The organism is Rhizobium sp. NPDC092011, assembly GCF_044756305.1.
Lineage (GTDB): Bacteria > Pseudomonadota > Alphaproteobacteria > Rhizobiales > Rhizobiaceae > Rhizobium.
Genome location: NZ_JBIVSO010000003.1, coordinates 395,186 through 418,770, shown reverse-complemented (window position 1 = coordinate 418,770; position 23,585 = coordinate 395,186). Strand labels below are relative to the sequence as shown.

General features: G+C 60.5%; 17 protein-coding genes. 5 read left to right on the top strand and 12 right to left on the bottom strand.

Annotated elements, in window-relative coordinates:
* Nucleotides 1-84 precede the first annotated feature (84 nt).
* From ACIQJ2_RS17265 to ACIQJ2_RS17255, 3 genes are all read left to right on the top strand, one after another.
* Nucleotides 85-1,374: an Hsp70 family protein gene (locus ACIQJ2_RS17265; RefSeq protein WP_400667262.1), complete on the top strand. Its 1,290-nt coding sequence runs from the start codon at nt 85-87 to the stop codon at nt 1,372-1,374.
* Nucleotides 1,375-1,429: 55 nt separating this feature from the next.
* Nucleotides 1,430-2,317 carry a uracil-DNA glycosylase family protein gene (locus ACIQJ2_RS17260; RefSeq protein ID WP_400667264.1) on the top strand — a complete coding sequence of 296 codons (888 nt, stop codon included), beginning with the start codon at nt 1,430-1,432 and terminating at the stop codon, nt 2,315-2,317.
* A gap of 138 nt (nt 2,318-2,455) precedes the next feature.
* The gene (locus ACIQJ2_RS17255; RefSeq protein WP_199095190.1) at nt 2,456-2,647 is read left to right on the top strand and encodes a hypothetical protein; all 192 of its coding nucleotides are present in this window, start codon (nt 2,456-2,458) and stop codon (nt 2,645-2,647) included.
* Nucleotides 2,648-2,970: 323 nt separating this feature from the next.
* Here ACIQJ2_RS17255 and ACIQJ2_RS17250 read toward each other — a convergent pair whose 3' ends face one another.
* Nucleotides 2,971-3,846: a hypothetical protein gene (locus ACIQJ2_RS17250; protein WP_199147451.1), complete on the bottom strand. Its 876-nt coding sequence runs from the start codon at nt 3,844-3,846 to the stop codon at nt 2,971-2,973.
* Nucleotides 3,847-4,340: 494 nt separating this feature from the next.
* On the opposite strand from ACIQJ2_RS17250, the gene pepN reads away from it, so the two are divergent.
* Nucleotides 4,341-6,989: an aminopeptidase N gene (pepN, locus tag ACIQJ2_RS17245; RefSeq protein WP_400667267.1), complete on the top strand. Its 2,649-nt coding sequence runs from the start codon at nt 4,341-4,343 to the stop codon at nt 6,987-6,989.
* Between the two features lie 229 nt (nt 6,990-7,218).
* Nucleotides 7,219-9,534, top strand: coding sequence for a PAS domain-containing sensor histidine kinase (locus tag ACIQJ2_RS17240; protein WP_400667269.1), 2,316 nt, complete (start codon nt 7,219-7,221; stop codon nt 9,532-9,534).
* Here the strand turns inward: ACIQJ2_RS17240 and ACIQJ2_RS17235 are convergent, their stop codons facing one another.
* From ACIQJ2_RS17235 to ACIQJ2_RS17185, 11 genes are all read right to left on the bottom strand, one after another.
* On the bottom strand, nt 9,535-12,495 hold the full coding sequence (locus tag ACIQJ2_RS17235; protein WP_400667271.1) for a bifunctional [glutamine synthetase] adenylyltransferase/[glutamine synthetase]-adenylyl-L-tyrosine phosphorylase: 2,961 nt from the start codon (nt 12,493-12,495) through the stop codon (nt 9,535-9,537).
* A 153-nt stretch (nt 12,496-12,648) separates the two neighbouring features.
* Complete coding sequence (locus ACIQJ2_RS17230) at nt 12,649-14,064, bottom strand: HAMP domain-containing sensor histidine kinase (protein ID WP_199151406.1); 1,416 nt, start codon at nt 14,062-14,064, stop codon at nt 12,649-12,651.
* The gene (locus ACIQJ2_RS17225) at nt 14,061-14,819 is read right to left on the bottom strand and encodes a response regulator transcription factor (protein WP_281436344.1); all 759 of its coding nucleotides are present in this window, start codon (nt 14,817-14,819) and stop codon (nt 14,061-14,063) included. Before ACIQJ2_RS17225 ends, ACIQJ2_RS17230 begins: the two co-directional genes overlap by 4 nt.
* 102 nt (nt 14,820-14,921) lie before the next feature.
* Nucleotides 14,922-16,463, bottom strand: coding sequence for a Do family serine endopeptidase (locus tag ACIQJ2_RS17220; protein WP_199151405.1), 1,542 nt, complete (start codon nt 16,461-16,463; stop codon nt 14,922-14,924).
* 168 nt (nt 16,464-16,631) lie between these two features.
* The gene (locus ACIQJ2_RS17215; protein WP_199151404.1) at nt 16,632-17,138 is read right to left on the bottom strand and encodes a cytochrome c-type biogenesis protein; all 507 of its coding nucleotides are present in this window, start codon (nt 17,136-17,138) and stop codon (nt 16,632-16,634) included.
* Nucleotides 17,135-19,123, bottom strand: coding sequence for a heme lyase CcmF/NrfE family subunit (locus tag ACIQJ2_RS17210; RefSeq protein WP_400667274.1), 1,989 nt, complete (start codon nt 19,121-19,123; stop codon nt 17,135-17,137). Before ACIQJ2_RS17210 ends, ACIQJ2_RS17215 begins: the two co-directional genes overlap by 4 nt.
* On the bottom strand, nt 19,120-19,569 hold the full coding sequence (gene ccmE, locus ACIQJ2_RS17205) for a cytochrome c maturation protein CcmE (RefSeq protein ID WP_199146061.1): 450 nt from the start codon (nt 19,567-19,569) through the stop codon (nt 19,120-19,122). Before ccmE ends, ACIQJ2_RS17210 begins: the two co-directional genes overlap by 4 nt.
* On the bottom strand, nt 19,566-20,708 hold the full coding sequence (gene ccmI / locus ACIQJ2_RS17200) for a c-type cytochrome biogenesis protein CcmI (protein WP_199146060.1): 1,143 nt from the start codon (nt 20,706-20,708) through the stop codon (nt 19,566-19,568). The genes ccmE and ccmI overlap by 4 nt, the downstream gene beginning before the upstream one ends.
* Nucleotides 20,709-20,904: 196 nt before the next feature.
* The gene (locus ACIQJ2_RS17195) at nt 20,905-21,336 is read right to left on the bottom strand and encodes a hypothetical protein (RefSeq protein ID WP_199146059.1); all 432 of its coding nucleotides are present in this window, start codon (nt 21,334-21,336) and stop codon (nt 20,905-20,907) included.
* A 90-nt stretch (nt 21,337-21,426) separates the two neighbouring features.
* On the bottom strand, nt 21,427-22,821 hold the full coding sequence (locus tag ACIQJ2_RS17190) for a HAMP domain-containing sensor histidine kinase (protein ID WP_199146058.1): 1,395 nt from the start codon (nt 22,819-22,821) through the stop codon (nt 21,427-21,429).
* On the bottom strand, nt 22,811-23,482 hold the full coding sequence (locus ACIQJ2_RS17185; protein WP_199094421.1) for a response regulator transcription factor: 672 nt from the start codon (nt 23,480-23,482) through the stop codon (nt 22,811-22,813). The genes ACIQJ2_RS17190 and ACIQJ2_RS17185 overlap by 11 nt, the downstream gene beginning before the upstream one ends.
* Nucleotides 23,483-23,585: the final 103 nt, after the last annotated feature.

The following is a 23,585-nucleotide window of genomic DNA, read 5'->3' as shown; positions in this document are numbered from 1 at the left end:
GCCCTCTTTGCGATCTGGGCGCGGCGTGCGCCTCATAGGGGCTTTGCCCCAATCCATAAAATTTCAACGGAAAGGAGTGCGGGCATGGCTCGGGCGCTTGGTTTCGACTTCGGCACCACGAATACGGTTCTGGCAATGGCTGACGGATCTGCGACGCAATCGGTCGCCTTCAACAGTGCCGCCGGTACGGCAGACAGCATGCGCACCGCGCTTTCCTTCATGAAGGATCCGGGACTGGGTGCGGCCGCGCTCAAGGTCGAGGCCGGTCATGCGGCCATCCGCCAGTTCATCGACAATCCGGGCGATTGCCGTTTCCTCCAGTCGATCAAGACCTTTGCCGCAAGCGCACTTTTCCAGGGCACGCTGATCTACGCCAAGCGCCATAGTTTCGAAGATCTGATGGAGATCTTCGTGCGCCGTCTGCGCGCCTATGCCGGAGAAGGCTGGCCAAGCGATGTTTCGCGGATCGTGACCGGCCGCCCCGTACATTTTGCCGGCGCCAATCCGGATCCGGCGCTCGCGACGGAACGCTATAACGCCGCCCTCACCCGCTTTGGCTTTCCCGAGATCCACTACGTCTACGAACCCGTGGCCGCCGCCTTCTACTTCGCACAGCATCTGAAGAAGGACGCGACCGTACTGGTGGCGGACTTCGGCGGCGGTACGACGGACTATTCGCTCATCCGTTTCGAAACCCTGGCCGGAAAGCTGACGGCAAGCCCCATCGGCCATTCCGGTGTCGGCATCGCCGGCGATCACTTCGATTTCCGGATGATCGACAACATCGTCTCGCCGGCCATCGGCAAGGGCAGCTACTTCAAGAGCTTCGACAAGCTGCTGGAAATGCCCAGCTCCTATTACGCCAATTTCGGACGATGGAACCAGCTTTCGATCTTCAAGACCTCGCGCGAATATGCCGATCTGAAGACGCTGGTGCGCAGCAGCCTCGAGCCCGAGAAGCTCGAAACTTTCATCGATCTCGTCGAGCATGATGAAGGCTATCCGCTCTATCAGGCGGTATCTGCTACGAAGATGGCGCTTTCGGCCGAGGAAGAGGCAGAATTCCATTTCCCGCCGCTCGGCAAGGCAGGCCACCGGAGCGTTCGACGCGCCGATTTCGAGAGCTGGATCGCCGAGGATCTTGCCCGCATCGAAGGGGCTCTCGACGATGTCCTGACGACGACGAACACCTCGCCCAACGCCATCGACAAAGTGTTCCTCACCGGCGGCACATCCTTTGTTCCTGCCGTGAGACGCATCTTCACCGAGCGCTTCGGCCAGGAGCGCATCGAGACGGGCGGCGAATTGCTGTCGATCGCTCACGGGCTTGCCCTGATCGGCGAGCGCGAGGACATCGCCCAGTGGACGGCGTAAGATAGCGGGTCGCCCTGCCCTTTCGTTCCGGCGCCGCTTTGGCTAGAGTTCCCCCATGATTTCCGCCAGCGACCTCACACCGGCCGAACTTGCCGCCCTTCTGCATTTCCATGCGGATGCTGGCGTAGATTGGCTGCTGGAAGAGGAGCCGGTGGATCGCTTCGCCGAATTCGAGGCCATGCGCGCTGCCCGGCAGGGCGCAAGGGCCGCACAGGCGCGGCCCGAAGCACAGCAACAGGCGGGCAAAGCGCAGCCGGATCGCCGTCAGGCCGCAAAACCGGCCGCTGCTCCACCGCCTGCTTCGCCACGCAACGCTCCGGCCATTCCCGACGAACAAGCGGTTGAACAAGCGCGATTCGCAGCGGAAAGCGCGCGCTCGCTCGCCGAATTGAAAATTGCGATCGAGGCGTTCAACAGCTGCAATCTCAAGAACAGCGCCCGATCGACGATCTTTGCCAGCGGCACGCCGGAAGGCCGCGTCATGGTGATCGGCCCGATGCCGAGCGCCGATGACGATCGGGAGGGCGCGCCGTTTGCCGGGCGCGCCGGACAGCTGCTCGACAAGATGCTCGCCGCTATCCGCTTGCGACGCGAAGAAATCCTGCTGACCAACGTCATCCCGTGGCGGCCGCCCGGCAACCGGGCCCCCTCTGCGCCGGAAGTCGAGATATGTCGTCCGTTCATAGAACGGCAGATTGCGCTTGCCGAGCCGAAAGCCTTGTTGCTACTTGGTAATTTCACCGCACGGCATTTCTTCGAAAGCGCCGAAACGATCCACGGACTTCGCGGACAATGGCGCGAAATCGACATTCTCGGCCGAAGGATACCGGCTATCGCGAGCCTGCATCCGCAGGAACTGCTCACCGCGCCCATCAACAAGCGGCTCGCATGGAGCGATCTTCTCGCCTTCAAGAATCGTATCGACGCCGAAATATTAGGCTGATTTTCGTCATCATTAACAGAATATGACACGAGCCATGCATTTTGGCATGACAGTTCATCGATGTTGTGCATTGCAAAATCAATGTTGCGTTGCAATATATGGCGTGTCTTGGGAGGAATTTCGAAAGGAACCAAGGCAATGACTATACGTTTTCGCCCTATTCACTGCGGGTTTGATACCCTGCGTCGCGCCCTCGAGCCCGTGCGCGCCACAAACGGACATCGCAACCTCGGCATCGCTGCCAATGAGCAGATGACCGCCCGGGGTACTGGCGTTTCGGCCCGTATCGGCCGCCCGACCGCCATTTTCGCGGATTTCCGCGCCTGCTAATCTGCGGGCGCGAAGTCGCGCGTTCTGTTCAGCGTTTCTATCTTTCAGGAATTACATCATGTCTTCGGGTTTGCGTTCGCTCATCACTCTCTTCGATTCCGTCGGACACATCGGCGCCGCCGTGCGGGCAGCCGAGGAGTTCGAACGCTCGCGGAGCCTTCGTGGTGATGAGTGCCGAAACACAAGCCCTGCTCGCGCTGCTGCCGCAAGCATCCCGCTATAGGGGATTCCAAGTCCACATCCCGGCACGACAGATTTCGTGATGGCTCGGGACATCAGCCCATAAAGGCCGGATCTCGGAACCCGGCATCATCTCGACAAGATCATTTCTTTTGATCGGATTGCCGTGCTGCGTCTCGCGCCCAGGCGAAAGCCTCGTCGATCGCGGCAAGTTTCACGGCCTGCCATTGGCAATACTGATCCAGAAACTCGCGCGAGATCCACATCCGCGTCTTCTTCGTCTCGTCATGCCAGCCTATGTCTCCACGATCGGCGGACTTGCGGAGAAGGCGCTGCAAATGGGTGCGCGATATCATGAAATGTGCCGCAAGCGCGCGTGCATCGATCCTTCCGATGTCGATCTGCGGACCCGGCTCTCCGCCGAGATCCAGCTGCGACATAATATAGTCGACGACCAGACCGCCCGCCTCAGTCCAGAGAAATAGACCGACGCATTCCGGTGGCTCGCGCCAGAGGTCGGTTTCCAGGCAATAGCGCGCCATGCGCGGCTGCGCCAGATCCATCAATTCCGGAGAGGCAGCCAGCTCCGCGGCGCGGCTGCCGTCATCCAGCAGATCGAGCGTCGCCAGATTGGACAGGCACCAGCCGAACATCCCCGTTAGACTGGCCTCGGTCGGCACGTAGCGTCGCGGCCGCTTGACATGACCTGGAGCCAGCGTGAGAAAACGATAGGTGAGCAGTTCGTCGATAAAACTGAGCACTGTATTGCGGCTGGCGACACGATGCTGCGTGATCAGATCGCGAAGCCCGACGACGGTCAGGCCGGAGCCCGGCACCGCCGGATCATATTCAAGATGAAGCGCATAGGCCGTCTGCGTCAGCAACCAACGTTGATGCGAGGCCAGCATACGGGCAATTCGGGGGCCATGATCGTAACGATTTCGCAACGCCTCTGCGAGAAAGCGCAGTGACGACACGAATTTAGGATGACGAGCAAGCTGCTCGATAGAAAAACTCAATCGGGCCTCCTTGGGGTGCCCTTCTCAATGTATCAACAAAAGGAGGATGTTTCATTTTTGTGAACGAATTCACCGGAATCGATCATAATTCCGACATCTAATAGCATGCTATAGTTATGTAGATGCGCTTATACCGCAAGAGGTTAAACAAATAATTTACTTTAAATAACTGTTTCCTGGAACAGGCTTGATGCATTCTAAGGATGGCATCCCAATGATCATGTATCCCCTATGCGAGGAATGCCGCCCGGATATCCGTAAAATCAGGTAGTAGGTGATTGCGTGAGCATCCAGAATACATCCGCGGACGGAGCCTGAACGGACAAGAGCGACAGCTCGTCGCCCTAATACTTGCTGTGTCACAACGGAACATTTCCATGTAGTGATATGACTTTAACTTTGGTTCAGATTTCGATGTAATGATGCGCCGACTTTCGGTCCGGAGGAGGGCTTCGGACTGTGCCTCAAAAAGCATAGCCTGATCAGGATAGACCATGCGAACAGATACCGGCCAGATCGTAAATCTGGCAGATTACCGTCCTACCGACTTCGTTCTGGAACGCGTGGACCTTACTTTCGATCTGCATCCCACCGAAACTAAGGTGGAGGCGCGGCTGATCTTCCATCGCCGCGAAGGCGTCGATTTGAGCGCCCCACTGGTGCTTGACGGCGACGAGCTGGTGCTGTCGGGGCTGTTGCTCGACCAGGTAGAGCTGCCCGGCGAGCAATATGAAGCCACGCCCGAGAACCTGACCGTTCGCGGCCTTCCGGCAAGCACGCCGTTCGAACTGACGATCACAACCGTCATCAATCCGGAGGCCAACACGCAGCTGATGGGCCTCTATCGCACGGGCGGGATCTACTGCACCCAATGCGAGGCCGAAGGCTTCCGCCGCATCACCTATTTCCCCGATCGACCCGACGTTCTCGCCCCTTACACGGTCAACATCATTGCCGACAAGGCGGCCAACCCGCTGCTGCTGTCGAACGGCAATTTCCTCGGCGGCGCCGGCTATGGCGAAGGCAAGCATTTCGCCGCTTGGTTCGATCCACACCCGAAGCCGAGCTACCTCTTCGCACTCGTCGCCGGCGACCTCGGCGTTGTCGAGGACACATTCACGACCATGTCGGGTCGTGAAGTGGCGCTGAAGATCTATGTCGAGCACGGCAACGAGCCGCGCGCGGCCTACGCCATGGATGCACTGAAGCGCTCGATGAAGTGGGACGAAGAGCGCTTCGGGTGCGAATACGATCTCGACATCTTCATGATCGTCGCCGTGTCGGACTTCAATATGGGGGCGATGGAGAACAAGGGTCTCAACGTCTTCAACGACAAATACGTGCTTGCCGATCCCGAGACGGCAACCGATGCTGACTATGCGAATATCGAAGCCATCATCGCGCACGAATATTTTCACAACTGGACAGGCAATCGCATCACCTGCCGCGATTGGTTCCAGCTCTGCCTCAAGGAAGGCCTGACCGTCTATCGCGATCACGAGTTTTCTGCCGACGAGCGCTCGCGCCCGGTCAAGCGCATTGCGGAAGTCCGCCATCTGAAATCAGAGCAGTTTCCCGAGGACAGCGGGCCCCTCGCCCATCCGGTTCGGCCGACAAAGTATCGCGAAATCAATAACTTTTATACGACGACTGTCTATGAGAAGGGTAGCGAAGTCACACGCATGATCGCGACCCTGCTCGGCCGCGATCTGTTCAAGAAGGGCATGGATCTCTATTTCGAGAGGCACGACGGCCAGGCTGTTACGATCGAAGATTTCGTCAGGTGTTTCGAGGATGTCAGCGGCCGCGATCTCACGCAGTTTTCGCTGTGGTATCATCAGGCCGGAACGCCGCTCGTGACGGCCTCCTGCGCCTATGATGCGGATCGTAAGACCTTCACGCTGTCGCTCGAACAGATGGTGCCGGCAACGCCGGGTCAGACCACCAAGAAGCCAATGCATATTCCGCTGCGCATGGCACTGATCGCCGCAGACGGCACCGCGATTGCTCCGACATCGGTAACTGGCGCGGAACTGACCGACGATGTGCTGCATCTGACGGAAAAGGTGCAGACGGTCGTCTTCCACGACATCCCATCGAGGCCGGTGCTGTCGCTGAACCGCAGCTTCTCGACACCGATCAATCTGCAATTCAATCAGAGCGTCGAGGATCTGGCGCTGATCGCGCGTTTCGAGATCGATCATTTCGCGCGCTGGCAGGCGCTGATCGATCTCGGCCTGCCCAATCTGCTGCAAGCGGCTCGCGATGCACGCCAAGGCAACGACATCACCTGTGATTCGTCTTTCGTAGGCGCATTGTTGGCGGCAGCCGCCGACGACAGCCTCGAGCCGGCCTTCCGCGCACAGGCGCTTGCTCTGCCAAGCGAAGCGGATATCGGCCGCGAACTTGGCGGCAACAACGACCCCGACGCGATCCGCACGGGGCGTCAGGCTATCTTCAAGCGGATTGCCGAAGCCGGCAAGGATATCTTTGCGGCACTCTACGACAGCATGCAGACGCCAGGGCCGTTCAGCCCGGATGCCGAGAGCACCGGCCGTCGGGCCCTGCGCAATGCGGCGCTGGGCTATCTGTCGCAATTGGATGGCACTCCGGTCCGCGCAAAAGCCGCCTATGACGCGGCAAATAACATGACCGATCTCAGCGCCGCGCTGACCATTCTTGCGCATCAATTCCCGGAGACAGCGGAAACCGCGGCGGCACTTGAGCATTTCCATGACCGCTTCTCGAAAAATGCTCTTGTGATCGACAAATGGTTCGCTATCCAAGCTGGAATTCCCGGACCCGATGCGCTGGCGCGTATCCAGCGCCTCATGGAAGCGCCGCAGTTCAAGCGCAGTAATCCCAACCGCATGCGCTCGGTCCTCGGCACGTTCGCCTTCGCAAACCCCACAGGCTTCGGCCGCGCAGACGGTGCTGGCTACAATTTCCTGGCCGACGAAATTCTCGATATCGATCAGCGCAATCCACAGCTTGCGGCACGCATCCTGACCTCGATGCGCTCTTGGCGCCTACTGGAGCCGGTGCGTGCCGACCATGCCCGCTCGGCATTGATGCGGATCGAACGCGCAGCCGGTCTTTCGACCGATGTACGGGATATTGTCGACCGCATCCTCAAGGAGTGATTTCGATCGCTCTGCGCGCCGATCTGAAGGGCCGATTTGCATCGGCCTTTTCAGCCTCAACGAGTCCCGCATATGCGCAACTTACCGCTGCGTGTAAGGAAAGCGCCGAAATCGCAGATGGTTAAGAAAGTTTTACCGCACCCTCTGGACAAGCCGAATCACGAATGATTCATTAGGGCAGATTCGGGCGAGCGGCGCAGCGAATCATACGAGGGACAAGGCTAAAGCGATGGTGGACGTGCGGCGGGCAACCGCGGCCGATGGACGGCTGCGTGTTAATTTCGACGGTCTGAAATCCTGGCATAGCGGCGTTACTGATCGAACGGGTACACGGGCGGAGACGATCTCGCGTCGCTTCCCGCAGACCGAGCATATCCTCAAGCGCATCATCCCGGTCCTCATTGTTTCCTTCCTGATGGTCGTGGCGGCTTCGCATTTCTTCGGCATGGTGACAGAGCACGGCCGGATGGCCGCCGCCGCTCGCCGCACCACCTCGCTTTCCATCGCCGCCGCCTCTGCCGCATTCTCGAACGATGCCAGCCTGTTTCAGGCAGGCGACCGCGGTGGCGCGGAGCGGAAACTTGCCGCCTATCTGCCGCAGGACCGGCTGGATACCGGAGCATTTGTGCTGCTCGTGCAATCGAGCGGCCGGGTTTTCGGCTCGTCAGCCGCTGGCTCTGCTTTTATCGGCATGTCGATCTCGGATTTCTTTCCGGAAGTGTCCGCCATCAGAAGCTTCGGCGACCATGCCGGCGTGATCGAAACCATGATCGGCGGCGAGCCTTATTATGCCGCGATCTCCCTGATCGGCGACAAGGGTGATTTCGTCCTGTCGGCGGCGTCGATGGATCAGATCGAAAAGCTCTGGCGCGACGAGCTGACGCTCAACGTCACCCTCTTTGCCGGCATTTCCTCCATCCTGCTCGTCATACTCTACGCTTACTACACGCAGGTGCGGCGGGCTCGCGACGCCGACGAAATCTTCCTCGAATCCAATCTGCGCGTCGAGACGGCGCTTTCACGCGGGCGTTGCGGCCTCTGGGATTTCGACTTCACCAGCCGCGAATTCTTCTGGTCGCGGTCGATGTACGACATGCTGGGGCTACCGGCGGCCGACAAGCCGCTTGCCTTTGCCGACGCTGCGCGGCTGATGCATCCAGACGACAGCAGCCTGCATTTGCTGGCGCGCTCCGTCACGCGCGGCGGCGCCGGACAGGTGGATCAGATCCTGCGCATCCGTCATGCCAAGGGACACTATGTCTGGATGCGCGCCCGCGCTCAGATCATCCGCAACAATTCCGGCCGCGTGCATATGATCGGCATCGCGATGGACGTGACGGAGCAGCACAGGCTGGCGCAGCGCTATGCCGAAGCCGACCAGCGCCTTGCGGACGCAATCGAATGCACCTCCGAGGCCTTCGTATTGTGGGACAAGAACGATCGCCTTGTCATGTGCAACGCCCATTTCCAGCAGGCTTACGGCCTGCCCGACAATGTGCTGGTGCCCGGCACCGAGCGCGCCTTGGTCAATGCAGCAGCAGTCCGGCCCGTCATCGAACGGCGCATCGTCGATCCCGGTCGCTCCAACCATTCGCAGACGACGGAAGTACAGCTGGCCGACGAGCGTTGGCTGCAGATCAACGAACGCCGTACCCGTGATGGCGGCCTCGTCTCCGTCGGCAACGACATCACGCAGCTCAAACGCAATCAGGAGCGCCTTCGCGAATCCGAGCGCCGCCTGATGGCGACCATCAACGACCTCTCCGCATCGCGACAGATTCTGGAGCGGCAGAAGGCAGAGCTTTCCACCGCCAACACCAACTATCTTGCGGAAAAGGAACGCGCCGAAGCCGCCAACAAGGCGAAATCGGAATTCCTTGCCAACATGTCGCATGAGCTGCGTACGCCGCTCAACGCCATCCTCGGCTTTTCGGAGATCCTGCAGGATCAGATGTTCGGTCCGCTCGGCTCGGCACGATACAACGAATATGCCAAGGATATTCACGACAGCGGCAAGCATCTGCTCAACGTCATCAACGACATCCTCGACATGTCGAAGATCGAGGCCGGCCATATCAAGCTTTCCCGCGAGCAGGTCGATCTCGCCCCGCTGATCGAAGAGTGCCTGCGCTTCACCCGCATTCCGGCAGCGAACAAGAACATTCTCGTCGAACAATGCATTTCCCCGGAAATCAAGCTCAGCGCCGATCGCCGCGCGATGAAGCAGATCGTTCTCAACCTGCTCTCCAACGCCGTGAAGTTCACCAATGACGGCGGCCGCATCGCAGTCCGCACCCGCAGGGTAGACGACGCCGTGATGCTCATCATCGCCGACACCGGCATCGGCATCCCGAAATCGGCCCTGGGCAAGATCGGCCAGCCGTTCGAGCAGGTGCAGAGCCAATATGCAAAAAGCAAGGGAGGCTCCGGCCTCGGGCTTGCGATCTCACGTTCGCTCACGGTGCTGCATCAGGGCCGCATGCGTATCCGTTCTCGCGAAGGCATCGGCACGGTCATCGCCATCCGCATTCCCGACCAGGGTTGATCAGTTTCCAACCGTTGCCTGGAATATTTTCCGCACCGCCTTCGACAGCCGCTTCAGCTCCGCCTCGAGCGTGCGGATATCGGGGCAGTCGCCGGCACGGCAGACAAGCTCGATCAGACCGGAAGGGGTATTTTTCGGATCGAACGTACCGTCGATGCAAAGGCGAATGAGCTGCGACACTTCCGTGTAGAGATGCAGGGCCTCCAGGCAAACATCCAGATCGTTGCGATCCATCAGGCTACCGCCAAGCAATTTTAGCGCCTCGGCCGTGCTGAGGCCATTTGCGTCAATGCCGACGCCGCGGGCCGGCGCAATCAGCCGCAGATATTGCGCGATGAATTCGATATCGATCAGCCCGCCGGGGATCAGCTTCAGATCCCAGATGCTTTCAGCCGGCTTTTCCTGCTCGATCAGCCCGCGCATCTCGCGGACATCCTTGGCGATCTTGGCGACATCTCTCGTCGAGGAAAGGATCTCGCCGATGATCCGTTCTGCATCCAGCGAAAACTCCTCGTCGCCGCAGATCAGGCGCGCGCGCGAAAGTGCCATATGCTCCCAGGTCCAGGCTTCCTCGCGCTGATACTTCTCGAACGAGTTGATGCGTGTGGCGACCGGGCCTTTGTTGCCGGATGGACGCAGGCGCATGTCGACTTCGTAGAGTACTCCCTCGGCCGTCGGCGCCGAAAGGGCCGCGATCAGGCGCTGCGTAATACGCGTGAAATAGCGCGTTGCATCCAGCGGCTTAGGACCGGAGGATTCTGCCGCCGTGTCATCGTAGTCGTAGAGCAAGATAATATCGATGTCGGACCCGGCCGAGAGCTCGAAGCTGCCGAGTTTACCCATTCCGATCACGGCAACGCGGCCGCCGGGGTAATCACCATGCGCCGACCGGATTTCCTTCGTCACGGCATCCAGCGCCGCCTCGACGATCAGATCGGCAAGATAGGTGAAGGCGCGGGCCGCCATGATCCCGCCGATCGCGCCCGTCAGCAGGCGAATACCGATCAGGAAGCGCTGCTCGGACGCGAAGATGCGCAGCAGGTCGAGCGTCTCCTCATAATGTCTCGCCGGAGCAAGGAAGCTCTTGAGGCGTTCGGCCAGATAATCGCGCGTCGGCAGCTCGGCCATCAGGCTTGGGTCCAGCATGCCGTCAAAGACATGCGGCTTGGCCGCGATGATCTCGGCAAGCCGCGGCGCCGACGACATGATGTTGACGATGAGCGACAGCAATGCCGGGTTGGTCCCAAGCAGCGAGAAGAGCTGAATGCCCGCCGGCAGACCGGAAATGAAGCTGTCGAAGCGCAACAACGCCTTGTCGGCACGCTTGCTTTCGCCGAAGACGCGCAACAGTTCCGGCGTCAGCTCCGTCAACCGCTCACGCGCCTCCACCGATTGCGTGGCGCGATAGCGCCCGTAGTGCCAGGTGCGGATCACATTGGCGATGTCAGACGGTCTCTCGAAGCCGAGACGGCGCAGCGTTTCGAGCGTGTCGGGATCGTCGCCCTGTCCGGTGAAAACCAGGTTGCCGGTTTCGGACGAGAGCTTCGTCTCCTGCTCGAACAGCTGTGCATAGCGGCGCTCGACCGTCTTTAGCGTGCTGACAAGGGCCTCGGAGAAGGACGATACGTCGGAAAAGCCCATCATGAAGGCAATGCGGCGCAGCTCTGCATCCGTTTCCGGCAGAAGATGCGTCTGCTCGTCACGCACCATCTGGATGCGGTGCTCGACATCACGCAGGAACCAATATGCCGTGGCCAGCTCGTCGCGCGTTTCCGCGTCGATCCAGTTTGCCTTGGTCAGCTCGGCGAGCGTTTCCTCCGTCGCGCGGCTACGCAGCGCCGGCATTCGGCCGCCTGCGATCAGCTGCTGCGTCTGCACGAAGAACTCGATCTCACGAATGCCGCCGCGACCAAGCTTGACGTTGTGTCCCTTCACGGCAATCGCACCATGGCCTTTATGCGCATGGATCTGCCGCTTGATGGAATGAATGTCCGCGATGGCGGCGTAATCCAGATATTTGCGGAAGACGAACGGCACGAGATCGCGGATGAACGCCTGGCCTGCTGCAATGTCGCCGCCAACCGGCCGCGCCTTGATGAAGGCGGCACGCTCCCAGTTCTGGCCCCTGCCCTCATAGTAGATCATCGCCGCGTCGACCGGGATCGCCAGCGGCGTCGAGCCGGGATCGGGGCGCAGACGCAGATCAGTACGGAAAACATAGCCATCGGCCGTACGTTCCTGCAGGATCCGCACCAGACGGCGCATCAGCCGTGGGAAGATATCGATCGCATCTTCGGGATTGGGAACAATGCCGGCCATCTCGTCGAAGAAGACGACGAGGTCGATGTCGGACGAATAGTTCAGCTCATTGGCCCCGAGCTTGCCCATGCCGAGCACGAGCAGACCGGAATTTCGGCTTGGCGCGGCGAGATCGGCCACGGAGATCTTGCCGGCTTCGTGCGACGACAGCAGAAGGTGATCGATCGCCGCCGATATCGAGGCCTCCGCCAGCTCGCTCAGCCAACGGGTCGTTGTCCTGCCGTCATGGATACGCGCGAGATCGGCAAGGGCTGCAAGAAAGGAGGCACGGCGCTTGGCGACGCGCAGGCGGCTCATCACCTCGGACTCCGAAGGCGACTGATCCTCGCCATCGGCCGGCCGCCAGGCATTGCGAGCCTGCTGGACCAAGGTCTCGATCTGCGGCGACAACGGCTTTTCGATTGCGGCAACGAGCAAGGACGGTTCGAGATTGGCCGTTTCGCGCAGATGTGGTGATAGAGCAACGACGGCGACCACAAAGTCCCGCAGAGCGCTTTCGCCGGCGAGCAAGGTGGCAATGGCCGGCTCTGCGGCAGCGATCTGCTTGAGATCGGCGAGCGCGGATTTCGCCTCTGTCTGGTTCAGCGGCCTCAGCCGCCCAGGCGGGACGTCCCGCAACATATCGCCTTGCGTCATCGTCATGCAGCGCTCCCCATGAGCAATCGGATAGAGCATGATGCCGAAAAGTGTGAGCGGTTTTCGGACAACATCATGCTCTACTTCTTCGACGCTAGAGCGGATTCAGATTTTAGGTCGTTTCGACCTAAAATCATCCAGCTCTAGTGCAGGATTAACCTATTGTTTCTGCATGGGGAAGATCATCGTTACCGTTAGCCCCTTCGCATCGACGCTATCGGGATCGGTATCCGAGAGCTCCAACCGACCGCCATGCAATTCCATAACGGCTTCCACCAGCGCAAGGCCGAGCCCGGTTCCCGGTTTGGAACGGCTTTCATCCAGCCGGAAAAAGCGTTTGACGACATCGGCGCGCTGATGAGCCGGAATGCCCGGGCCATGATCCGCAACGGCAAGCATCACAGCATCATGGCTGTGCGACAGTTTCAGGGTCACTTTCGGTTCGCCTTGGCAGCCGGCAGCATATTTGAGGGCGTTGTCGATGAGGTTGAAAAGCGCCTGGCCGATCAGTTCACGATTGCCCTGCACCTCAACATTCGATTCGATATCGGCCGTCAGCGCGAGCCCCGCCTCTTCGGCCACAGGCTCGTAGAGCTCGGACGTATCGGCGACGATGGAGGAGAGGTCGACGCCGGTCATCTCGGCTGCCACCGAGCCCGCTTCGACGCGAGAAATCATCAGCAGCGCATTGAAGGTGCGGATCAGCTGATCGGATTCGCCAATAATGCCTTCCAGCGCGACGCGACGGCCGGCGCTATCGGCATTATCGAGCGCATCAGCCGCCTTGTTGCGCAAGCGCGTCAGAGGCGTCTTGAGGTCATGGGCGATATTGTCGGAGACCTGCCGCAGCCCTTCGTTCAGCTTTTCGATGCGCTCCAGCATCGCATTCAGCGATGCGGACATGCGGTCGAACTCGTCGCCGGAACCGCCGACGGGCAAGCGCTGCGAGAGGTCGCCGGCCATGATCTTCCGGCTGGCATCCGTCATCCGGTCGATGCGTTTCAGGGCGTTGCGGCCGATGCCGAACCAGATGACCAGCGCACCGAGACCCATGATTGCCAGTGCCAGCATCAGAGCCTGGCGCACCAACACGCGGAACCGCTCCGGTTCGCCCAGGTCGCGGCCGATGAGGATGCGCAAGCCATTGTCGAGGATGAAGATATTGGCGATCGCGAGATGCCGGCGCTCTGGATCGTTCGAGGCGTCCGTATAGCGCTCGTAGATGAAGGGCAGCTCCGTCCAGCCGGACTGACCGAGCACTCCGGGCTGCACCGAGGCGACGTTGCCGGCGAGAATATCGCCCGAGGGCCCGGCTATCACGTAGAGATTGGCGCCAGGCTGGCGAGCCCGGCGCTCCATCGTGCGCAGCAGCAGGTTCAGCCCGCCGATATCGTATGCGCGCTTGACCTGACTAACTTCCTGCTGGACGGCATCGCGGATCTGTCCGGTCAGAAGTCGCTCGGACATGGCCGTGACGTAGAAGACCAGCGTCGCGGCGCATAGTGCAAAGAGGAGGATATAAAGGGCGGAAAGGCGGACTGCTGTCGACTTGAAGAGGACGCGGAAGCGACTCATCCCTCGTCCTTGATCATGTAGCCGGCGCCGCGAATCGTCTTCAACAATGGTTGGCTGAAATCCTTCTCGATCTTCGAGCGCAGTCGCGAGACGTGGACGTCGATGACGTTGGTCTGCGGATCGAAATGATAGTCCCAGACATTTTCAAGCAGCATCGTGCGGGTGACGACCTGACCGGCATTCTTCATCAGATATTCCAGCAGGCGGAACTCGCGCGGCTGCAGCGGGATTTCCTTGCCGCCGCGGCGAACCTCGTGCGACAGACGATCAAGTTCGAGATCGCCGACGCGATAGAGAACATCCTGCTCGGGCGTTCCCTTACGGCGCCCCAACACTTCCACGCGCGCCAGCAACTCGCTGAAAGCATAGGGTTTGGGCAGATAGTCGTCGCCGCCGGCGCGCAGGCCGGTGACGCGATCGTCAACCTGGCCAAGCGCCGAGAGGATCAGAACGGGCGTGTGAACGCCCTTGCGGCGCAGCTCGCTGATAACCGAAAGGCCATCACGGCGCGGCAGCATGCGGTCGATAATGGCGACGTCGTAGGTGTTCTCAGTGCCCATGAAGAGGCCGCTCTCGCCGTCGCTGGCGTGATCGGCAATGATGCCGGCCTCGCGAAACGCCTTGGTGAGATAGGCTGCCGCCTCGAGATCGTCTTCGATGATCAGAATCTTCATGTGGGCGACATTACCCGCCGAGGGCGTCTCGGCACAACCGGATTCGGAAGGATCTACGGCATGTTGGCCAGCGGTTGTCATCTTTCACCTGCCTTGGAGCCAGTCATCGTTGACGTCACTTAAAGAGGAAGCCGCGCAAGCCGTGGCTGCGCGGCTTCCCTTGCATTCTAAAGACTGAAAGGATCAGCCAGCATTGATCGGCAAGGCGACGAAACGGCTGCCGTCACCGGACTGGATCTGGAACAGGGCGCGCGTGCGACCGTCCTTCTTGGCCTGCTCGAGAACCTTGACAATGTCCTTGCCGCTCGAGACCTGCTGGTTGTTGACCGACGTGATCTTCTCGCCTTCCTTCACGCCCTTGTCGGCAGCGTCGGAGTCCGGATCGACCGCGGTGATCGCGACACCCTTGCCGTCGTCGGCAGGGCCGACGGTGAGGCCGAGATCAGCCAGCGCCTTTTCGGAGGACGGCTGCGACTGGTTCTGCTGCGAGTTGCTGTCGTCGGTAGAAGCCTGGTTCTGATCGAGTGGCAGCGTGCCAAGTTCAACCGTGACCGACTGGGACTTGCCGTTACGCCACAGTGAAACCTCGACCTTCGCGCCCGGCTGCATGGCACCGATGCGACGAGCCAGATCACGCGGATCCTTGACCGGCTCGCCGTTGACCGCCGTCACCACATCGCCGTTCTTGATGCCGGCCTTCTGTCCGGGCGAACCATCCTGCGGAGAAACGACCAGAGCACCGCTTGCTTCGGAAAGGCCGAGCGATTCGGCGATATCCTTGCTGACAGGCTGGATCTGAACGCCGAGCCAGCCGCGCGAAACGGTGCCCGTCTTGATCAGATCCGTGACGACATCCTTGGCTGTGGTCGCCGGAATGGCGAAGGCGATGCCGACGCTGCCGCCCGACTGCGAGAAGATGGCAGTGTTGATGCCGACCACCTGGCCGTTGAGGTTGAAGGTCGGGCCACCGGAATTGCCCTTGTTCACCGGCGCATCGATCTGGATGTAGTCGTCATACGGGCCGGAATGAATGTCGCGGCCGCGAGCCGAGACGATGCCTGCGGTGACCGTACCGCCGAGGCCGAACGGATTGCCGACGGCAACGACCCAATCACCGACACGAACCTTCGCATCATCGGCCCAGCCGACATAGGTGAATTTCTTGCCCTTCGGATCGACCTTCAACACTGCCAGGTCGGTGCGCGAATCCTTGCCCACCAGCTTGGCGTCAAGCTCGGTGCCATCGTTGAGAACGACGACGAAGGCTGCGCCGTCGGAAACGACGTGATTGTTGGTGACGATGTAGCCGTCCTCAGACACGAAGAAGCCGGAGCCCTGTGCCACCGGCCGCAGGCGACCCTTGCCATCCTCGGAATTCTTCTGCTGGCCGCGGCCCTGCTGCTGCTCGAACTGACGGAAGAACTTCTTCAGCGGGTGATTGTCGGGGAGGTCGTCGAAGCCACGACCGAGGCTGAAGGAGTCGTCTTCATCGGCAGCTGCGTTGACGCGGGATTCGACACGGACCGAGACGACCGCCGGCGATACGGCATCCACTACATTGGCGAAGCTCGGGACCTGCGGAGCCTGGACATTGACGGCATCGGCATAGGAACTGCTGACTTCTGCGGGAACACCCGTGGCCAGCGCAGCAACAGCGAGGCCTGCGACGATAGAAGCCTTCATAGCCGTGCTACGGGACAAGGTGTCCTTGATATTCCTGAACATATGCGAGTTACCTTCTCTTCTCTCGTCAGATTTTTGCCGGCGCAAACCGGCCGTGACTTGCGGTGATAAAGATATAGGGCATGGGACCTTACGGCGAACTGTCCGCCCCATGAAAAATTCGTAATGTAAGGAAATGTTTCCAATGAGGCGAAAGGAAACGCGTCTGCGTCACTTTCCCAAAATCTCTTTGAGCTGGGCTTCTTCCTCTGCGCTCAAAGGCTTGCCGGTCGGCTTGCCTGCGCGGCGGCGGGCGTAGACGGCAAGGGCAATGCCACCCAGGACGAAAAGCGTGATCGGCGCGCCCCAGAGTATGAGTGTTTTCTCAGTGAAGCGAGGCTTCAACAGCACGAACTCGCCATAACGCGACACGACATAATCCAGGACCTGCTGGTCGGTATCGCCGTCGCCGAGGCGCTTGCGGACCAGCAAGCGCAGGTCTCTTGCGAGGTCTGCATTGGAATCGTCGATCGACTGGTTCTGGCAAACCATGCAGCGCAATTCTGATGATATCGTGCGCGCTCGCGCCTCCAGAGCTGGATCGGGCAAAACCTCGTCCGGATTGACGGCGAAGGCCGATAGCGGTGTCAAAAACGCTGCAAGGCACAACCAAAGCCGCAAAGAGCCGGACAGGCGCCGGAGGCTGGCAAACATCGCTATCGACCGGGTACGGCTCATTCGGCCGGCTCCATGGCAGGACGAACGGGCTTTGCCTTCCGGCTGGGCGCGCCGACACGCAGACGTCGGTCGCTGAGCGACACGAAGCCGCCGATCGCCATCACGAGGGCACCCATCCAGATACAGAGGATGAACGGCTTCCACCAGATACGCACGACCATGCCGCCATCCTTGCTGGCGTCCCCGACCGATACGTAAAGCTGGTTCGGCCCGAGCGTCAGAATGCCGGATTCTGTCGTCGCCGTGCGGCTGGCGGTGAACACCCGCTTGGATGAGGACATTTCCGCAAAGGCGACACCGCCGCGACTGACGGTGAAGCGGGCGCGATCCTCGGTATAGTTCGGGCCGACTGCCGGCTGCATACCCTCGAAACGCAGGCTGTAGCCGCCGAGTTCGGCCGTCTCGCCCGGCTTCATGCTGGTGATATTCTCCGTCTCGAACGTCGTCACAGCGACGATGCCGAGGACCGTGATGCCAAGGCCGGCATGGGCAAGCGCCGTCCCGAAGGCCGAGCGCGGCAGCCCGCGCAGCCGCCGCCAGGCGACACCGGCGGCAACCTTGCCCACACCGGCCCGATACCAGAGATCGGCCAGTGCGCCGAAGACCATGAAGAAGCCGGCGGCAAGACCAAGGGCGGCCAATACCGGACCGCCATGCTTGAGATAGAACAGGACGAGGCCCGCAAGAAAGGCAAGAGCCGCCACGACATAGAGGCGCTGCAGCGCACCAAGCAGATCTCCGCGCTTCCAGGCGAGCAGCGGGCCAAACGGAACCGCGATAAGGATCGGCGTCATCAGCAGGCCGAACGTCATGTTGAAGAAGGGCGGCCCGACGGAGATCTTGTCGCCCGTCAAGGTTTCCAGTGCGAGCGGATAGAGCGTGCCGGTCAGGACGGTGCCGCAAGCGACCGTCAGGATGAGATTGTTCAGAACAAGCGCGCCTTCACGCGAAATCGGTGCAAACAGCCCGCCGGCGGCAAGCCTCGGCGCGCGGAACGCAAAAAGCGCCAAAGCACCGCCGATGAAAATCAGGAGAATGCAGAGGATGAAAATGCCGCGCGTCGGATCGCTTGCGAAGGAATGGACCGAAGTCAGCACGCCGGAGCGAACGAGGAAGGTGCCAAGCAGCGAGAGCGAGAAGGTGAGGATCGCCAGCAGCACCGTCCAGATCTTCAATGCGTCGCGCTTTTCCATGACCAGCGCCGAGTGCAGCAGCGCCGTGCCGGCGAGCCATGGCATGAAGGATGCATTTTCCACCGGATCCCAGAACCACCAGCCGCCCCAACCGAGTTCGTAATAGGCCCAGTAAGACCCCATGGCGATGCCGAGCGTCAGGAAACTCCAGGCGGCGAGCGTCCAGGGCCGAACCCAGCGCGCCCAGGCAGCATCGATGCGGCCTTCGAGCAGTGCCGCAACGGCGAAGGAAAAGCAGACCGAAAAGCCGACATAACCGAGATAGAGCAAGGGCGGATGGATCGCGAGGCCGATATCCTGCAGGACCGGGTTGAGATCCTTGCCTTCGGCCGGTGCCGGATTGAGCCGAATGAAAGGGTTTGAGGTCAGCAGGATGAAGACCAGAAAGGCCGACGAGATCCAAGACTGCACCGCCAGCACGTTGGCACGCAAAACATCCGGCAGATTGCGGCCGAACAGGGCGACCAGCGCGCTGAACAGTACGAGGATCAGCAGCCACAACATCATGGACCCCTCGTGATTGCCCCAGACGCCGGAAATCTTGAAGATCAGCGGCATGAGCGAATGGGAATTGGCCCAGACGTTCAGCAGGGAAAAATCGGAGGCAACATAGGCGTAGGTCAGGACGCCAAAGGAAAAGGCCACAAGCAGGAACGTGACGACGGAACCGACGGGTGCAATATCCATCATCGACACATCGCCGCGCCGCGCGCCGATGACGGGCAGAATGGAGACGATAAGCGCCGTCGCCAGCGCCAGCACCAGGGCATAATGTCCAAGCTCGATGATCATCGGGTCGCCTCCTCGCCCTTCCACACTCCATCCGCCTTCAGCTTGTCGGCGACCTGCTTCGGCATGTAGCGCTCATCATGCTTGGCCAGCACGCTATCGGCAACGAAAACGTCACTGCCCGGTTCGAACTTGCCCTCAGTCACCACGCCCTGCCCTTCGCGGAAGAGATCGGGCAGGATGCCGTCATATTTGACCTTGATGGTATCGGTGCCGTCGGTCACGGCGAACTGCACCTGCGTGCCCTGCCCGCGCACGATCGAGCCCTCACCGACGAGCCCTCCCAGGCGGATCAGCGTTCCCGCATTGACGGGAGTCTTGGCGAGGTCCGCCGGCATGTAGAAATAAGCGACCGATTGGCTGAAGGCGAACAGGACAAGCAGGACAGCGGCGGCGATGAAGCTCATGCCGCCGGCAATGACAGCCATACGTTTCTGCTTGCGGGTCATTGCTGCTTCACCTCCGTCGGGAGTCCCAATTCCTTCGCCAAAGCCAGAAGCTGCTGGCCCTCTCCTCCCTCGGCCGGAAACGCCGCAAGGCCGCGCTTCAGCGCATCCGCGGCCCGCTCCCGATCGTTCAGAACCGCATAGGATCGGATCAGCCGCATCCATCCCTCGAAATTCTTCGGATCGTCCTTGAGCTTCGCATCGAGGCTTTCGACCATGCCGCGGATCATCTGCTGGCGATCGCCGCTGCTGAGCGCATTGGCGGCGGCGACGTCCTCGGCGGTAGGATTGCCCGGTGCGTTGGCGTTCGCAGGGGCCGTCGGCTGACCGCCATTTTTGACGATATGCTCGTTGACGGCCGCAAGCCAGGGCGCATCCGGCGGCGACTGCTTGACCAGCGCCTCGAAGGCGGTTTTCGCGTCCGCGGCCTTCCCCTCCTGCTCAAGCGCCAGCGCCAGATAGAAGAGCGTGCGCGGATTGGAGGCATCGAGCGCCAGCGATTGTTGCAGGACGCCGCGAGCATCGGCCGTCACGATGCCGTCGGCCTTGACCACCAGCACTTCGCCGAGATCGCTGAGCCGGGCGGCATTCGGCCCGAGTATGCGGATGACATTGCGATAGGCGAGCTCCGCGTCGCCGATGCGATTGGTCTTGAAATAGATTGGCGCCAGGACCTCCCAGCCCTTGGCGTCGTCTGGGTTCTTGGCCAGATGCTGTTCAATCTTGACGATGGAAATGGCGAGATCGCCTCCCGATTTCTCAAGACGCGCTTCCAGCGGCTGCGACGGCAGGCCGGGATTACCGTTGGCAAGATAAAGACAGAGGCCCACGATGGGCAGAATGGCGATGATGAACGCCTGGGAAAGACGATAGTTGCCGCGAGCGAGCGATTTCGCTCCGATCACCTCGTCCTTGGAAACGGCAATAAGGCGCCGGCCGATCTCGGCGCGAGCATAACCGGCCTCTTCCTGTGAGATCAGGCCGCCGGCTAAGTCACGATCCAGCTCGCGAAGCTGATCGCGATAGACCTCTGCCTCTCCGGAACGACAGTTTTCGGCCTCCTTCGCACCACGCAGAAGAGGATAGAGCAGCACAGCGCCGACAACCGCCGTGATAACGGCCACGAGAATCCAGAACAGCATACACGCCCATTACTTTAACGGGACGCTTATTCCAACCGAGAAAGCCTTGCTGACGAAGATTTGAGGCGTTTGGCCGCGCCTTGCGGCGCGGGAAGCTGGTGCGTCTCCGCTTTTCTGAAACGCGAAAACGCCCATTTCTCTTGTTTGCCTGCGAATTTCCGACCGAAAGCCGCTAAACACTTTGTTGGATCGTGCTCTAGTCGAGCGGCGTCCAGGTGCCATCGTCATTGCGGCAGGCGGCGCCTCTCCCCGTCGTCGGCTTGCCGTCGACGGTTATGGTATGAGTATATTGCCGGCAGTTTTGCGAGCCGACCTGATATGGTGCGGCGGCAACGACCTCACCGCTGGCACCCCGGCCCTTCCAGACCACGGGCTGACCAAGCGGTGCGCTTTCCAGCGCCCGATACTCCGCCTCCAGCGCCCGCTGCTTGTCGTTGTCGCTGAGCTTGATGCCTGTACGGTCGATAATGCCGCCATCGAGCGCCGCGATAAACGTCGCCGACGCCGGCGGCTTCGGCGAGGAAAGCAGGCTACCGCTACCGTCTTTGCCACTCGTGGTGGAACAACCGGAAAGCGCAATTGCTGCGAAGAGAGAGGGAATGACCAGGAAAAAGGTACGAAGCTTCATACAACCGAACCAGTAACAAAAAGCAAAACCATAGGTACTGCGATGCGGCATCATCATGACCCACAATCTCTTTTGGCATCAAGGCGTGCGTCACGCAACATCCTTCATCAACCCAGGCAGAATTAGGCTGGCACGAAGGCCGCCCCAGGCGCCTCGGGACAGTTCGAACCGGCCTTGATATTCATTGGTGATCTCGCTGACGATCGACAGGCCAAGACCTGTGCCCGGCTTGCTCTCATCGAGCCTGCGGCCACGCTTCATGGCCTCGCGTATCTGATCCGGCTCAAGGCCAGGCCCATCGTCTTCTACCACCAGCTCAACCCAATGGCGGCGCGCGGGATCGATCCCCTTGACTTCGGCTGGCGCTTCGCTTGCAACCAGACGTACCTTATGCTCGGCAAAACGGGCGGCATTTTCCAGGAGGTTTCCAACCGTTTCCTCCAGATCCTGCTGCTCCATGGCAAGCGCCAGATTGGGGGAGACGGCGAGTTCGAATTCCTTGTCCGCATTGAGCCGCCGCATGACGCGGACAAGCCTCTCCAGTGCCGGTTCCGCTTCCGTTCGGGCAAGCACGGAGTCACGCTGCGCCGCGATGCGGGCACGGTTGAGATAGGATTGCACCTGCCCCTGCATGGCTTCGGCCTGGTTCTTCACCAAGTCGCCATGCGAGCGCTCCAGCACGCGGGATTCGTTGAGCAGCACTGCAATCGGCGTTTTCAGCGAATGAGCGAGATTGCCGACCTGCATGCGCGCACGCTCGACAATGCGCCGGTTGCTCTCGATCAGGGCGTTGATCTCGTTGGCAAGCGGCAGGATCTCTCTTGGGAAATCGCCTTGCAGGCGCTCGCTCTCGCCGGCGCGGATGCGCTCCAGCGCGGCGCGAGCCTTGTCGAGAGGTTTCAGGCCGAACAGAATGGCGAGCGCGTTGACGATCAGACTACCAACCCCGAAGCCGACCAACGCGAAATAGAGGCTGTGGGAAAAATTGCGGACATCATCCTCGACGACGGCGACGTTGCCGGTGACACGAAAGCGGGCAGCATGGTCCGTATCGAACTGGATTTCGGTTTCAGCCACCTGCACGCGGTTTCCGAAGGCGTCCGTGACAATGTAATAGCGCTGGTACAGCTTGTCGAAGGGCGCCTCCAGCACTGACAACACCGGCAGGTTCGACGCGCCGAGCGACGGCGATACCAGCGGTGCCGAGGTGTAGGTACCGAGAGGCTCGACTATCCAGTACCAACCGGTCTTCGGCTGAGCGAAGCGCAGGTCGCCAAGCTCCGGTTTGCCTGATAGCGCACCCTGATCCCCGATCGTGACCGAATTGATCACGCTGGAGAGCTGTGCCCGCAGCAGGTCCTGAAAGCCGCGCTCGGCGCTTTTGCGATAAATATTGGAGATCACGAGGCCGATCACCACCAGCGCCACTGCCGACCAGAGCGTGGTCAGCAGCAGGACGCGCGCGGTAAGCGACTTAATTCGCATTGGTCGGAGCTTGGATGCGGTAACCAAGGCCACGGACCGTTTCGATCAGGTCAACACCCATTTTCTTGCGCAGGCGGCCGACGAACACCTCGATCGTATTGGAATCCCGGTCGAAATCCTGATCGTACATATGCTCCACCAGCTCGGTGCGTGAAACCACTTCGCCCTTGTGATGCATGAGATAAGCGAGCAGCCGGTATTCGTGGGAGGTCAGCTTCAACTGCTTGCCGTCCACCGTCGCCTTCGAGCTTTTGGTATCAAGCCGCACGGGACCGCAGACGATTTCCGACGATGCATGACCGGCGGCCCGGCGGATCAGAGCGCGGATGCGAGCCAGCACCTCTTCGACATGGAATGGCTTGGCGACATAATCATCGGCGCCCGCGTCGATACCGGCAACCTTGTCGCTCCAGCGGTCTCGCGCGGTCAGGATCAGAACAGGGGTCGCGCGACCGGCGCCGCGCCATTTTTCCAGCACGGTAATTCCATCCATTTCCGGCAGGCCGATATCAAGGATGATCGCGTCATAGGGCTCGGTATCGCCGAGAAAATGTCCCTCTTCACCGTCAAAGGCCGTATCCACCACGTAGCCGGCCTCTTTCAAGGCTTCGGCAAGCTGGCGATTGAGGTTGATATCGTCTTCGACAATGAGAATGCGCATGTTTGGACCCAATTTCCCCGGTTCGATAAACGCTACTGCAAATCGAGCTACAGTGGAATCACGAAAACAATAAGAATTTGTGTTGGATTCAAGGCTTTAGAGC

What these genes read in the sequence shown, in the direction of transcription:
- ACIQJ2_RS17195 (WP_199146059.1), bottom strand. Translation starts at nt 21,336, where the DNA reads ATGAAGCTTCGTACCTTTTTCCTGGTCATTCCCTCTCTCTTCGCAGCA.
- pepN (WP_400667267.1), top strand. Translation starts at nt 4,341, where the DNA reads ATGCGAACAGATACCGGCCAGATCGTAAATCTGGCAGATTACCGTCCT.
- ACIQJ2_RS17220 (WP_199151405.1), bottom strand. Translation starts at nt 16,463, where the DNA reads ATGTTCAGGAATATCAAGGACACCTTGTCCCGTAGCACGGCTATGAAG.
- ACIQJ2_RS17215 (WP_199151404.1), bottom strand. Translation starts at nt 17,138, where the DNA reads ATGAGCCGTACCCGGTCGATAGCGATGTTTGCCAGCCTCCGGCGCCTG.
- ACIQJ2_RS17240 (WP_400667269.1), top strand. Translation starts at nt 7,219, where the DNA reads ATGGTGGACGTGCGGCGGGCAACCGCGGCCGATGGACGGCTGCGTGTT.
- ACIQJ2_RS17190 (WP_199146058.1), bottom strand. Translation starts at nt 22,821, where the DNA reads ATGCGAATTAAGTCGCTTACCGCGCGCGTCCTGCTGCTGACCACGCTC.
- ACIQJ2_RS17265 (WP_400667262.1), top strand. Translation starts at nt 85, where the DNA reads ATGGCTCGGGCGCTTGGTTTCGACTTCGGCACCACGAATACGGTTCTG.
- ACIQJ2_RS17225 (WP_281436344.1), bottom strand. Translation starts at nt 14,819, where the DNA reads ATGACAACCGCTGGCCAACATGCCGTAGATCCTTCCGAATCCGGTTGT.
- ACIQJ2_RS17230 (WP_199151406.1), bottom strand. Translation starts at nt 14,064, where the DNA reads ATGAGTCGCTTCCGCGTCCTCTTCAAGTCGACAGCAGTCCGCCTTTCC.
- ccmE (WP_199146061.1), bottom strand. Translation starts at nt 19,569, where the DNA reads ATGACCCGCAAGCAGAAACGTATGGCTGTCATTGCCGGCGGCATGAGC.
- ACIQJ2_RS17235 (WP_400667271.1), bottom strand. Translation starts at nt 12,495, where the DNA reads ATGACGATGACGCAAGGCGATATGTTGCGGGACGTCCCGCCTGGGCGG.
- ccmI (WP_199146060.1), bottom strand. Translation starts at nt 20,708, where the DNA reads ATGCTGTTCTGGATTCTCGTGGCCGTTATCACGGCGGTTGTCGGCGCT.
- ACIQJ2_RS17255 (WP_199095190.1), top strand. Translation starts at nt 2,456, where the DNA reads ATGACTATACGTTTTCGCCCTATTCACTGCGGGTTTGATACCCTGCGT.
- ACIQJ2_RS17260 (WP_400667264.1), top strand. Translation starts at nt 1,430, where the DNA reads ATGATTTCCGCCAGCGACCTCACACCGGCCGAACTTGCCGCCCTTCTG.
- ACIQJ2_RS17185 (WP_199094421.1), bottom strand. Translation starts at nt 23,482, where the DNA reads ATGCGCATTCTCATTGTCGAAGACGATATCAACCTCAATCGCCAGCTT.
- ACIQJ2_RS17210 (WP_400667274.1), bottom strand. Translation starts at nt 19,123, where the DNA reads ATGATCATCGAGCTTGGACATTATGCCCTGGTGCTGGCGCTGGCGACG.